Consider the following 13,230-nt stretch of genomic DNA (forward strand, 5'->3'; position numbering starts at 1 on the left):
GCGGCATGGATCCTCGGGTCTGCGCGCGTCGCTTCGCTCCTTGCTCCGCCCGTGGATGACGAACGAACGTGAGACGCCTAATGCGCCTCGTCCCAGTTGTCGGCGGCTCGCGCATCGACATGCAGCGGCACCGACATCGAGACCGCCGGCATCGGCGCATTCTCCATCACCTTGCGCACCACGGGGATCGTCGCCTCGACCTCCGCTTCCACCGTCTCGAAGATAAGCTCGTCGTGGACCTGCAACAGCATGCGGGCCGAGAGCTTCGCCTTCTCCAGCGCTTCTTCCATATGCACCATGGCGCGGCGGATGATGTCGGCGGCGGTGCCCTGGAGCCTGGCGTTGATCGAGGCGCGCTCGTTGAAGGCGCGCACCGACGGGTTGGAAGCCCTTATCTCCGGATAGTGGATGCGGCGGCCGAAGATCGTCTCGACGAAACCGTTCTCCCGCGCATAGGCCTTGGTCTCCTCGATATAGTCCCGGATGCCCGGAAAACGCTCGAAATAGCGTTTGATGTAGGCGCCCGCCTCTTCGCGCGGGATCGACAGCTGGTTGGCGAGGCCGAAAGCCGAGATGCCGTAGATGATGCCGAAATTGATCGCCTTGGCGCGCCGGCGCACTTCCGAAGGCATGCCTTCGACCGGCACATTGAACATTTCCGACGCGGTGATGGCATGGATGTCGGCGCCGTCGGCGAAGGCCTGTTTGAGCTGCGGGATTTCGGCGACATGCGCAAGCACGCGCAATTCGATCTGGCTGTAGTCGGCCGAGACCAGCTTGTGGCCTTTCTCCGCAATGAAGGCGGTCCTGATCTTGCGGCCTTCTGCCGTGCGCACCGGGATGTTCTGCAGATTGGGATCGGAGGATGACAGCCGCCCGGTGGTGGTTGCTGCCAGCGCATAGGAAGTGTGGACGCGGTTGGTGCCGAGGTTGATGAAACCGGGCAGCGCGTCGGTATAGGTCGACTTCAGCTTGGTGAGCTGGCGCCAGTCGACGATCTTGCGCGGCAGCTCGTGGCCCTCGGCGGCGAGATCTTCTAAAAGCTGGGCCGAGGTCGACCATTGGCCGGTCTTGGTCTTCGAGCCGCCTGGCAGCCCCATCTTGCCGAACAATATGTCGCCGAGCTGTTTTGGCGAGCCGATGTTGATGCGCTCGCCGACGATCCCGTAGATCTCTTCCTCGACGCGGGCCGCGCCTTGAGCCAGCTCGCCGGAAAGCCGCGACAGGATCTGGCGGTCGACCGAGATGCCGCGCTGCTCCATGCGGGCAAGCACGGGCACAAGCGGCCTTTCCAGACGCTCATAGACGGAAACGAGGCCCTTGGCGGCAAGCCTCGGCTTCAGCACCCGCCAGAGCTGCAGCGCCAGGTCGGCCTGCTCGGCAGCGTAGGCGGTCGCGCGTTCGATATCGACCTGATCGAAGCCGATGGCGCTCTTGCCCGAGCCGGCGAGCTCCTTCTTCGAGGCCGGCGCGTGGCCGAGCCACTTCTCCGACAGCGAGACGAGGTCGTGACCGCCGGATGTGCCGGCATCGAGCACGTAGGAGATCAGCATCGTGTCGTCGAACGGACCGATCTCGATGCCGTGCCGGCTCATCACGACAATGTCGTATTTCATATCCTGGACGATCTTGAGGACCGATCGGTCCTCAAGCAGCGGCTTCAGCAGCGCCAGCGCCTTGCGGACCGGGATCTGGTTCTCCAGCATGCCGCCGCCGAGCAGGTCGCCATTGCCGCTCTTGTGGGCGAGCGGCACATAGACGGCGCGGCCAGGCGCGAGCGCCATGGACAGGCCGATCAGGTCCGCCCGCATCGGGTCGGACGAGCTGGTCTCGGCGTCGAACGCAAGGACACCGGCCTCGCGGGCTTCAGCTATCCAGGCCTCGAGCGCGGCCGTGTCGCGAATGGGCGCATAGGCCGAAGGGTCGATCTTGCGGGCGGCTGCCTGCTCCAGCCGCAGGGCAGAGAGGAGCGATGGGGTATCGCCTTGCGGCGGCGCGTCCTCGCCCCTGACCGGCGCAGCCGGTTTAATGGCGTCGCCCTGTGTGGACGCGATCGGCCTTGGCACCGGCGGTGCGCCGGCGCCGACATCGGGGCCATGCGCGGTATCGGCGCGCTCGATGGTGACGGCGGTGGCCTGGACGTCGCCAATGTCGGTTGCGGTCGCTTCGGCGACGCGTCGGGTCAGTGTGGTGAACTCCATCGTCTTCAGGAAGCCGATCAGCTTCGGGCCATCCGGCGCATGCAGGACAAGATCGTCCAGCCCTTCCTTCAGCGGCACGTCGTTCTTCAACGTCACCAACTCGCGCGAGATGCGCGCCTTGTCGGCATTGGCGATGATGGTCTCGCGCCGTTTCTCCTGCTTGATCTCCGAAGCGCGCGCCAGCAGCCCGTCAAGGTCGCCGAACTGTTCCAGCAATTGCGCCGCGGTCTTCGGGCCGATGCCCGGCACGCCCGGAACATTGTCGACCGAGTCGCCGGTCAGCGCCTGCAGGTCGATCATCTTTTCGGGCGGCACGCCCCATTTCTCGATCACCTCGGGAATGCCGATCTGGCGATCCTTCATCGGGTCGTACATGCCGACCGTCGGACCGACCAACTGCATCAGATCCTTGTCGGAGGAGATGATGGTGGTATCAGCGCCGGCTTCGCAAGCCAGCCGGCAATAAGTCGCGATGATATCGTCGGCTTCAAAACCCTCCGTCTCTATGCAAGGGACATTGAAGGCTGCGGTCGCCTGGCGGATCAGGCCGAATTGCGGGATCAGGTCTTCCGGCGGCGCAGAGCGGTTGGCCTTGTATTCGGGGTAGAGATCGCTGCGGAAGGTTTTCGACGAATAGTCGAAGATGACGGCGAAATGCGTCGGCACCACGCCGACATCGGTGTTGCGGGCGTCCTGCATCAGCTTCCACACCATGTTGCAGAAGCCGAGCACGGCGCTGGTCGGCAGGCCGTCGGATTTGCGGTTGAGCGGCGGAAGCGCGTGATAGGCGCGGAAAATGTAGCCGGAGCCGTCGACGAGGAAGAGGTGATCGCCTTTTTTCATGCCGGCAGGGATAGCGCGGCCCGGCTTCGCGGTCCATGGCTAAGGCTGTGGAACCCACCGGTTCGGGCAACACCCCTGACACATCCTGTCCGGCTGGAAATTTGCCGCTCACGGGTATGTTACAAAAGTGTAATTTTCGTGCCCTTGAATCGCCATGTTCACAGACCCAAATACACGTCATCGGCAGTTTTTCGCCGAAGTCCGGAGTAAGGCCCGTCCCCCGCCTATCCCGGGCAAACTGCGGCAGCCTATCCCCCCTCTCCGGGCTGCCGCAACGTTTCGAGTAGAGACCGCCGTGGTTCCCCCTCCACCACGGCGGTTCTTTTTTGCCTTCAGGCAAGCCTTTGCCGCTTGGTCCAATGATCGCGGGCTTTTCGTTTTCGGCATGGCCCTTTAGGGTCTGCCCAAAATCGAAAGGCAAAAAGCATGTCCAGAATTTCCCCCGTCCTCGACCGTCTCGACCAGAATCTCGACCAGAGCCTGGAGCGGCTGTTTGGCCTGCTCGGCATCAAGTCGATCTCCACCGATCCGGCCTTTGCCGCCGATTGCCGCGCAGGCGCCGAATGGCTGGTCGCCGAGCTCAAGCTGATCGGCTTCGACGCGAGTGTGCGCGATACGCCTGGACATCCGATGGTGGTGGCGCATCACGAGGGACCGGCGGGCGCGCCGCATGTGCTGTTCTACGGCCATTATGACGTCCAGCCGGTCGATCCGATCGAATTGTGGGAAACCGATCCGTTCGCGCCGTCGATCAAGGAGATCGAGCCCGGTCGCAAAGTGATCACCGGCCGCGGCTCGGCCGACGACAAGGGCCAGCTGATGACCTTCGTCGAGGCCTGCCGCGCGTGGAAGCAGGTGCATGGCAACCTGCCTTGCCGCGTCACTATCCTGTTCGAAGGCGAGGAGGAATCCGGCTCGCCGTCGCTGAAGCCGTTCCTGGAAGCCAACGCGGCCGAGCTGAAGGCGGATTTCGCGCTGGTCTGCGACACCAGCATGTGGAACCGCGAGACGCCGTCGATCTGCGTGTCGCTGCGCGGCATGGTTGGCGAGGAGATCACCGTCAACGCGGCCAACCGCGACCTGCATTCGGGCCTCTATGGCGGTCCCGCCGCCAATCCGATCCGCATCCTGGCCAAGGTCCTGGCGGATATTCACGACAAGGACGGCCGCGTCACCATTGCGGGCTTCTATGACGGCGTCGAGGAGACGCCTTCGCAGGTGCTGAAATCTTGGGACGGGCTCGGCGAGACGGCCGAGACCTTCCTCGGACCGGTCGGCCTCTCCATTCCGGCCGGCGAAAAGGGGCGCTCGGTGCTCGAGCTCACCTGGGCGCGGCCGACCGCGGAATTCAACGGCATCATCGGCGGTTATACCGGCAAGGGTTTCAAGACGGTAATCCCGGCGCAAGCGTCGGCGAAAGTGTCGTTCCGGCTCGTGCACAAGCAGGACCCGAAGAAGATCCGCGCCGCCTTCCAGGCCTTCGTGCGCGAGCGCATCCCGGCCGATTGCTCGGTCGAATTCCACCCGCATGGCGGCTCGCCGGCGATCCAGCTCTCCTACGACTCGCCGTTCCTGGCCAAGGCCAAGGATGCGCTGTCCGACGAATGGGAGAAGCAGGCGGTCACCACCGGCGGCGGCGGCTCCATTCCCGTGGTCGGCGATTTCCAGACCTATCTCGGCATGGAATCGCTGCTGGTCGGCTTCGGCCTCGACGACGACCGCATTCATTCGCCGAACGAGAAATACGAGCTGACCTCGTTCCACAAGGGACAGCGGTCCTGGGCGCGCATTCTCGACGCGCTGACCCGCTGAGCGAAAATCAGGAAAACCTTGAAATTCAACTTTCTGTTGATTTTTCTTCGGATCGCGGCGAGGACGAATTAGCTAGCGCGAAGTGCCGCGGCGTTGCGAGGATGCCCCAACGCCGCAGGCGCGACCCGGAGAAGAGAATGACCGATATCCGTTTCCACAAAAACGATCTGCCCGACCTGTCGCGATACAATGTCGGGGCGGTGGCCATCGACACGGAAACGCTGGGGCTCAACCCGCATCGCGACCGGCTCTGCGTAGTGCAGATCTCGCCCGGCGACGGCAGCGCCGATATCATCCAGATCGCACCAGGCCAGAAGGAGGCGCCGAACCTCGCCAGCCTGCTGCGAAACAACACGATCACCAAGCTGTTTCACTACGGCCGCTTCGACATCGCCGTGCTCTACCATGCCTTCGGCGTGATGGCCGAGCCGGTGTTCTGCACCAAGATCGCCTCACGGCTCACCCGCACCTATACCGACCGCCACGGGCTGAAGGATCTCTGCGGCGAACTGCTCGGCATCGGCCTGTCCAAGGTGCAGCAATCCTCCGACTGGGCGGCCGAAACGCTCTCGCCCGAACAGCTCGAATATGCCGCCTCGGACGTGCTCTACCTGCACAGGTTGCGCGAGGTGCTGGGCGCGCGCCTGGCGCGCGAGAACCGCACCAAGGAGGCGGACGCCTGCTTCCGTTTCCTGCCGACGCGCGCCAAGCTCGACCTTATGGGCTGGGCTGAGGAAGATATTTTCGCGCATAGTTGAGGGACGAAGGTCCGTCGACCCAGCCCGTGGAGAAGTGAAATGGCAGAGCGCAAACCGATCGCGAGCGCGCCCAAGGACGGCTCCAAAGTCACGATCATGTGGAAGGACCGCGACGGTGTCGTCAATGAATCCGTCGGGCAATATCGCGACGGCGGCTGGTGGGTCTACACCGACAGCGACACGCAGAAGAAAGTCGAACCGACGAGCTGGCGGCCGGCAACCGATGATGGGGACGACGGCCAGTAGGTGATCCTCACCTGACGATTTCAGGGCGGGCGCGAGGCTTGGCCGCAACAAGGGGGCGCAATGAGACAGAACACGCTCTATCTCATCATCCGGGCGCTGGTCGCGATTGTCATCGCGCTCGGCATCTATGTCTATCGCGAGCAGACCAGGCCGAAAGGCGTCGAGCTCAAGATCGACGACAAGGGCATTTCGATCCAGCAGAATTGACCATGGTGGCCAGCCGGGAGGCCGGCGCGGTGAGGGGCTAGACCGGCTTTGCGAGACGACATTGCGCCGGGGGGATTTCGGCCAGAGATACAGGGGCTGCGCGGGCTTGCCGTCGCCTTTGTGGTGATTTTCCACATCTGGCCGGCAGCACTCCCCGGCGGCTATGTCGGGGTCGACATCTTCTTCGTCATCTCCGGCTTCCTGATCACCGGCCTGCTCACCCGCATGGCGCTCAGCGAGGACGGCATCTCGCTCGTCGGCTTTTACACGCGCCGGGTCAGGCGGCTGCTGCCGGCGGCGATCGTCGCCCTCTTGGTCACGCTCGCTGGAACGCTGCTGTTCGTGTCAGACGCATGGTGGGAAGAAACCGCCAAACAGGTGATCGCAAGCGCGATCTACATGCAGAACTGGCGGCTTGCCGAACAGGCCGTGGATTATCTCGGCGCCGAGGACGCGCCGAGCCCCGTGCAGCATTTCTGGTCGCTGTCGATCGAGGAGCAGTTCTACATCGTCTGGCCGCTGCTTATGATGGCGGCGCTGTGGTGGGCCAGGCGTCGCGGACATTCGCCGATGCAGACGCTCGTCTTTCTGCTCGGCGTGGTCATGGCGGGCTCGCTCGCGGCTTCCGTCGCTCTCACCCGATCCGATCCGGCTTGGGCCTATTTCGTCACCCACACGCGGATCTGGGAGCTGGCGCTCGGCGGGCTGCTGGCGCTGACCCTCGATCGGTTCAAGCCGAACGGGGGCGTGCGGACAGCGATGGCTGTCGCCGGCATGTTGGCGGCGCTCGCATCGGCGATGCTGTTTTCAACGTCGACCGATTTTCCGGGCTTCAAGGCACTATTGCCCACGCTCGGCGCGGCTCTGATCATTGCGGCCGGCAGCGTACGCGTGGGCCGCTTCCGTGGCCTGGATATCACGGCGCTGCGCTATATCGGCGATCGGTCTTATTCGATCTACCTGTGGCATTGGCCGCTGATCATTTTTTACGCCGCGCAGCGCGGCGCGATCGACCTTGCCGATGGTCTTCTGCTGATCGTCGCCACCCTGGTGGTTTCCGAACTCTCCTATCGCTTCGTCGAACAGCCCTATCGCCATTCGCGCTCGTCCCGGGCATGGCGGCCGCTGATCGACGGCACCGTGGCGGCGGGGTTGTGCGTGGCGGTGGCCGGCGGACTCGTCTACGCGATCGACCGGCAGCCCATCGACACCGGACTGATCGGAACGCCGAATTATCCAGGACCTGCGGCCTTGCTGGCGAACGCTGTCGTCCCCCAGGGCGTCAAGCCGTTGCCGCCTTTGAGCAAGATCGGCAGCGACGTGCCCGTCATCTACAGGATGAAGTGTCATCAGCAGCAGAAGGGAACCGACGCGACCGGTTGCCTGCTCGGCGACCCGGCGGGGACGACGACCATCGTCGTGATGGGCGATTCCCACGCGGCGCAATGGGTGCCGGCAGTCGACAAAATCGCCAAGGACAGAAAATGGAGGCTCGTCACCTTCACCAAGGCGGCATGCCCGGTAACCCGGGTCACCATCCTTGACGACGGCAAGCCGTATCAGCAATGCGCGCTGTGGCGGGAGAAAGTTCTCGCTGAAATCGCCAAATTGAAGCCCGATTTCGTGATCACCAGCCAGAGCAACTATACCAGCGTTGCCCAGGGCGCGATGATTGAGGGATTGCGCAGCGTCTGGGGCGAGCTCACAAGTCAGGGCGTGCGCGTCGTCGCCATCCGCAACACACCTTTCAGCCTGTTCGACCCGCGCACCTGCCTGGGCACGGACCCGGCCAAATGCATCAATCCGCGCGCCGAGGTCGAACGGGAAAACATCTACGCGCTCGCCGCCCGGTCCGTGGCCGGGGTGACCTTGGTCGACATGAACGATGCGCTATGCAGCAAGGACAGCTGCCCGGCGGTGGTCGGCAACATCGTCGTGCTGCGCGACAACCATCATCTCACGGCAACCTACGCGCTGGCGCTGGCTCCCTACCTGGCCAAGGCAGCGGGACTTTGAGCAACGTCGCAACGAGACTGCCGCAGGGCCGTCGACTTGGCTGCGAACGACACCGCGAGACCGTTGGATTCAGAAAATCCTAAGGGTTTTCAAAACGCTGCATAAACCCTGCTTTAACCCGCCTTTAAACCGCCGCATCTAGTCTTCAACCCGAACGCCATCGGCACCCGGGGGCAGGTTAGCAAGAGCGCATGGCGAACCGCAGAGACAGTCGCATCGAACCGAGCTTCGAGGAGGCGCCGCGCGCGAAATCCTCCGAAGGCTTTTCGGTGAGCGAGGAGGATCGCGTCGTGCCGCGCAGCCGTAAATCCACTGCAAAGGGCAGATCCGCAAAGAAATCACGCGGTCGCGGCCGCGACCGCAGCCGGCGGGGCTTGCTCGGCATCGCAACCCGCCTGGTCTACTGGTGCTTCGTGCTTTGTATTTGGGGCGGCATCGCGGCGGCCGGCATCGTCGTCTATTACGGTGCTAAGATGCCGGCGGCGACCACTTGGTCGATCCCCGACCGCGCGCCCAACATCAAGATCGTGTCGGTCGATGGCGGGCTGATCGCCAATCGCGGCATGTCGGGCGGCGAGGCCGTCGGCCTGCACGAAATGTCGCCTTATATCCCGCAAGCCGTCGTCGCCATCGAGGACCGCCGCTTCTATTCGCATTTCGGCATCGACCCGATCGGGCTTTCACGCGCCATGGTCACCAACGTTCTCGGCGGTCATTTCTCGCAGGGCGGCTCGACGCTGACGCAGCAGCTGGCGAAGAACCTGTTCCTGACGCCGGACCGCACGCTGGAGCGCAAGGTGCAGGAAGTGCTGCTCGCGCTGTGGCTCGAACACAAGCACAGCAAGGACCAGATCCTCGAAATGTACCTCAACCGGGTCTATTTCGGATCCGGCGCCTATGGCGTGGAAGCGGCTTCGCGGCGCTATTTCGGCAAGAGCGCGCGCGACGTGAGCCTTTCGGAGGCCGCGTTGCTGGCCGGGCTGCTCAAGGCGCCGTCCAAGCTTTCGCCGGCGCGCGACCCGAAGGCGGCCGAGGAGCGGGCGCAGCTCGTGCTCGCGGCCATGCGCGCGGAGGGCAAGATCAGCGACAAGGAATACAAGGTGGCGCTGAGCGCGCCGGCGACGCGCGCGCCGTCCTACTGGACCGGCTCCGAGAACTATGTCGCCGACACGGTGATGGAGGAGCTTCCCGATCTCATCGGCGAGGTGCGCGGCGACATCATCGTCGACACCACTGTCGACTTGACCCTGCAGAAGCTTGCCGAACAGTCGATCCGCCGGCTGATCGACGAAAGCGGCAAGAAGCTCAACGTCAGCCAAGGGGCACTCGTGTCGATCGACGATTCCGGCGCGGTGCGCGCCATGGTCGGCGGCTATGATTATTCGACCAGCCAGTTCGACCGCGCCTCGGAAGCGCGCCGGCAGCCGGGCTCGGCCTTCAAGCCGTTCGTCTACATGGCGGCGCTGGAGGCCGGCCGCACGCCGGACAGCATCCGCAACGACGCGCCGATCAAAATCGGCAAATGGACGCCGGACAATTACGGCGGCAAATATTACGGCAAGGTGACGCTGGCCACGGCTTTGGCCAAGTCGCTGAACTCAGTGGCGGCGCAGCTCACCATGGAAGTCGGGCCCGACGCGGTGGTGGAAGCCGCGCATCGCATGGGCATCCAGTCCGACCTGCAGGCCAACACCTCGATCGCGCTCGGCACCTCGGAGGTGACGCCGCTGGAGCTGACTTCCGCCTACGTCCCGTTCGCCAATGGCGGCTACAAGCCGGACGTCCATTTCATTCGGCGCATCACCACCGGCGAGGGCAAGGTGCTTTACGAGAACAGCGGCGGCAGCGCGCCGCGCGTCGTCAAGGCCGACACCGTCGGCATGATGAATTCGATGATGACCGGCACGGTCGAGATCGGCACCGCCAAGAAGGCGGCGTTCAACTGGCCTTCGGCCGGCAAGACCGGCACCAGCCAGAACTCGCGCGACGCCTGGTTCGTCGGCTACACCGCCAATCTCACCACCGGCGTGTGGTTCGGCAATGACGACGGCAGCCCGATGAAGAAGGTCACCGGCGGCGCCCTGCCGGCGCAGGCCTGGCATGAATTCATGGTGGCCGCGCATGAGGGCGTGCCTGTGCGACCGCTGCCCGGCACCTGGAAGTCGACGCCGTCCGACACGATCGTGCCGGACGAGATCCCGTCGGCGGACGCCTCGCAGCCGCCGCCTGCGCCGCCGGCGGCCGTCGGCCAGTCACAGCCTGCTGCTCGATCGCAGCCTGTCGCCCAGGCGCCCGCACGCCCGGTGCGGACCGCGCGACCTGCCGAGACCGTCGATGCCGCCGGCTTCGATATGCCGAGCGACAGCGGCGAGACCGCCTCGATCAAGCATCCAGTGCCGCCCGGCAATGTCGGCGGCCCGACGAAAAAGCGCCAGACTTCGATCCTCGATATTCTGAGCGGCGGTTAGAGCGGCAACTTCACCTCTCGCAATGGCAAGCGCCTTCGGCTACATGTCCGGCCGGAGACAAAAACCATGGCCGAGACCGACAGCAGAAAAACAATCGTGCTCACCGGCGCCAGCCGCGGCATCGGCCATGCGACGGTGAAGCGCTTTTCGCGCGAGGGCTGGCGCGTCATCACCTGCTCGCGCCAGGCCTTTGCCGAGGACTGTCCATGGCCGGCCGGTCCCGAGGACCACATCAAGGTCGACCTCGCCGACCAGGAGGATGTCGGCATCGCCGTTTCGGAAATCCGTCACCGGCTTGAGGCGCATGGCGGACAGCTGCACGCCCTGGTCAACAACGCCGGCATTTCGCCGAAGCTGAAAGACGGCAGGCGCATGGACTCGATCGAGACGCCGATGCATGTCTGGCGCGACGTGTTCCAGGTCAATTTCTTCGCGCCGATCATGCTGGCAAGGGGGCTGTTCAAGGAACTCGCCGCTGCCAAGGGCTCGATCGTCAATGTCACCTCGATCGCCGGCACACGTGTGCATCCGTTCGCCGGCACGGCCTATGCCACATCGAAAGCGGCGCTCGGCTCGCTGACGCGCGAGATGGCACATGACTTCGGCCCGCACGGCATCCGCGTCAACGCGATCGCGCCGGGCGAGATCGACACGGCGATCCTTTCGCCCGGCACCGACAGAATAGTCGAGACGATCCCGCTGAGACGACTGGGCGCCACTTCGGAAGTTGCCGACATCATCTTCTTCCTGTGCTCGGGCCAGGCGTCCTACGTGACCGGCTCGGAGATCCACATCAATGGCGGCCAGCACGTTTGATTGGCTGACTTCAGGTCATGGTGACAACGGCCTTGCCGCTGAAGCTGCGTTGCCGCAGCGCGTCCAGGGCCCGGCCGATCTCCGTCCACGGCACGGTCATGGCCACGCGCGTTTCGAGCCTGCCGGCCGCGACAAGATCGAGCAGCGCGGCGATGTCGGCGCCGATGGCTGAACCGGACGTGTAATAGGCGAAGGTCTGAAGCCTCGCGCCTTCGTGGCCCGGAACGAACTGACGGAAACCGATCGGCGTGAGCTCGCCGCTGCTCGAACCGAACATGACGATGGTCCCGCCGGGCGCGATGCGTTCGATCGCATCGGCGAGGCTTTTGCCGCCGACCGACTCGGTGATCAGCGAAAAGGATCCCTCGGCCAGTTCGATCGACTCGACGACCTGCCCGGCGCCCAGATCGCGAAGGTCATCGTGATGCCGCGCCGAAGCGACCGCTGTCACTGAAGCGCCTTGCTCGCTGGCGATCTGGACCTGGAAGCGGCCGACCGCGCCGCTTGCGCCGGTGATCAGGACCTGCTGTCCGGCGAGATCGCCGCCATGGCGCAAGGTTCTCAGCGCCGTCGTGCCCGCGACCGGAAGCGTGGCTGCGGACGCGAAGCTAACCGCGTCCGGCACGACGGCAAGACGATCGGTCGGAACCGCGACCCGTTCGGCCCAGCCGACCTGGTCGACCAAAGCGGCAACGCGCGTGCCCGCAGTCGGGCCCGAGCCATCGGCCGCCGCGCGCTCGACAATGCCGGCGATGTCCTGGCCAGGTATCCACCCGTCCGGTCGGATGCCGAGCAGGCGCAGTTCGCCATGATTCAACGATGTTGCATGAACTGTCACCAACGCTTCATTTCCATTGCAGTTTGGGTGATCGACGTTGGTGAGCTTCAGCCGGTCGGGGCTGTCGGAAGAGATGGCGAGAGCGAGCATGGGCCCCATCCTTTTGAAATTGGCGTTTGGGAGTCGCGATCGATTGACGAATTGGCTGGAGCCTATCGACTTTCCTGGTTGAAGAATTTAGAGATAAGGCCAGATGATCGCTGAAAGCAGTCAAGGATGAGACAGCCGCTTCGCTGGCCCTGGCTGGATTTCGACGTCGACGATGTGGCTGCGCCGGCGATGGCCGTTGGCGTCGATGTCACCGAGACCAGGGCCGAGGCGCGTGAGCATTGGCACCGCAAGGCGCAGCTCGTCTTCGCGCTCGGCGGCGGCGTCACCTGCCGCGTTCCGAGCGGGCTTTGGATGGTGCCGCCGCATTGCGGGGTGTGGGTGCCGAGCCGCATGGAACACAGCAACATCGCGACGGCGAATGCGCGGATTTTCTTCGTCTATATCGAGCCCGGCGCCGCCGACCTGCCGGACCGGTGCTGCACGCTTTCGATCTCGCCGCTGCTGCGCGAGTTGATCATCGAACTGTCGGAGTGCGCGCCGGACGATGCGCGCGGCGATTTCCTGGGAAGCATGCTGCTCGCGGAACTGCCGCGTATGCCTGTGCAGCAATTGCATTTGCCGATCTCGGCCGAGCCGCGGCTGCGGCGGATCGCCGAAGCGCTGGCCGACGACCCCGCCGATCGCAGCACGTTGGCGCAATGGGCCGGCCGCGTCGCGCTCAGCGAGAGCAGCCTGGCGCGGCTCGTTGTGAAGGAGACGGGCCTGAGTTTCGGACGCTGGCGCCAGCAGCTGCATCTGATCGTGGCGCTTCGGGAGCTGTCTTCCGGCGCCAGCGTGCAGCAGGTGTCGGGCGATCTCGGCTATGAATCCGTGACCGCTTTCATCACCATGTTCAAAAAGGCGCTGGGCAAGCCGCCGGCAAAATACCTCAGCGATATCGCGCAGAATGGCGGCTCCGCGTTCCTGGCCTGACA

At 64.4% G+C, this 13,230-nt stretch carries 10 protein-coding genes; 8 read left to right on the top strand and 2 right to left on the bottom strand.

Translation table 11 applies throughout. The features are described 5' to 3' along the window. Positions 1 to 77: 77 nt before the first annotated feature. Entirely contained in the window at positions 78 to 3,044 is a 2,967-nt protein-coding gene (gene polA / locus FJ423_RS22320; protein ID WP_140845213.1) for a DNA polymerase I, read from the bottom strand. Between the two features lie 426 nt (positions 3,045 to 3,470). Here polA and FJ423_RS22325 point away from each other — a divergent pair, with 426 nt between their 5' ends. The 7 genes from FJ423_RS22325 to FJ423_RS22355 all read left to right on the top strand — a co-directional run bounded on the left by FJ423_RS22325 (position 3,471) and on the right by FJ423_RS22355 (position 11,367). Continuing rightward, positions 3,471 to 4,856, top strand: a complete 1,386-nt coding sequence (locus FJ423_RS22325) for a M20/M25/M40 family metallo-hydrolase (protein WP_140845215.1) — start codon at positions 3,471 to 3,473, stop codon at positions 4,854 to 4,856. 137 nt (positions 4,857 to 4,993) lie between these two features. Continuing rightward, the gene (locus FJ423_RS22330) at positions 4,994 to 5,614 is read left to right on the top strand and encodes a ribonuclease D (RefSeq protein WP_140845219.1); all 621 of its coding nucleotides are present in this window, start codon (positions 4,994 to 4,996) and stop codon (positions 5,612 to 5,614) included. A gap of 39 nt (positions 5,615 to 5,653) precedes the next feature. After that, positions 5,654 to 5,860: a hypothetical protein gene (locus FJ423_RS22335; protein ID WP_095769236.1), complete on the top strand. Its 207-nt coding sequence runs from the start codon at positions 5,654 to 5,656 to the stop codon at positions 5,858 to 5,860. Positions 5,861 to 5,920: 60 nt separating this feature from the next. Beyond that, complete coding sequence (locus tag FJ423_RS22340) at positions 5,921 to 6,067, top strand: hypothetical protein (protein WP_140845221.1); 147 nt, start codon at positions 5,921 to 5,923, stop codon at positions 6,065 to 6,067. A gap of 48 nt (positions 6,068 to 6,115) precedes the next feature. Beyond that, positions 6,116 to 8,083 (top strand): acyltransferase family protein, encoded by a 1,968-nt coding sequence (locus tag FJ423_RS22345; RefSeq protein WP_140845223.1) that lies wholly within the window; start codon positions 6,116 to 6,118, stop codon positions 8,081 to 8,083. A gap of 191 nt (positions 8,084 to 8,274) precedes the next feature. Further along, positions 8,275 to 10,551 carry a transglycosylase domain-containing protein gene (locus FJ423_RS22350; RefSeq protein ID WP_140845225.1) on the top strand — a complete coding sequence of 759 codons (2,277 nt, stop codon included), beginning with the start codon at positions 8,275 to 8,277 and terminating at the stop codon, positions 10,549 to 10,551. 66 nt (positions 10,552 to 10,617) lie between these two features. After that, positions 10,618 to 11,367, top strand: a complete 750-nt coding sequence (locus FJ423_RS22355; protein ID WP_095769240.1) for an SDR family oxidoreductase — start codon at positions 10,618 to 10,620, stop codon at positions 11,365 to 11,367. Between the two features lie 10 nt (positions 11,368 to 11,377). Here FJ423_RS22355 and FJ423_RS22360 read toward each other — a convergent pair whose 3' ends face one another. Further along, positions 11,378 to 12,295, bottom strand: coding sequence for a zinc-binding dehydrogenase (locus tag FJ423_RS22360; protein ID WP_140845227.1), 918 nt, complete (start codon positions 12,293 to 12,295; stop codon positions 11,378 to 11,380). A 126-nt stretch (positions 12,296 to 12,421) separates the two neighbouring features. Here FJ423_RS22360 and FJ423_RS22365 point away from each other — a divergent pair, with 126 nt between their 5' ends. Further along, positions 12,422 to 13,228, top strand: a complete 807-nt coding sequence (locus FJ423_RS22365; protein ID WP_140845229.1) for a helix-turn-helix transcriptional regulator — start codon at positions 12,422 to 12,424, stop codon at positions 13,226 to 13,228. Positions 13,229 to 13,230: the final 2 nt, after the last annotated feature.

This window comes from Mesorhizobium sp. B2-8-9 (assembly GCF_006439475.1).
GTDB lineage: Bacteria > Pseudomonadota > Alphaproteobacteria > Rhizobiales > Rhizobiaceae > Mesorhizobium.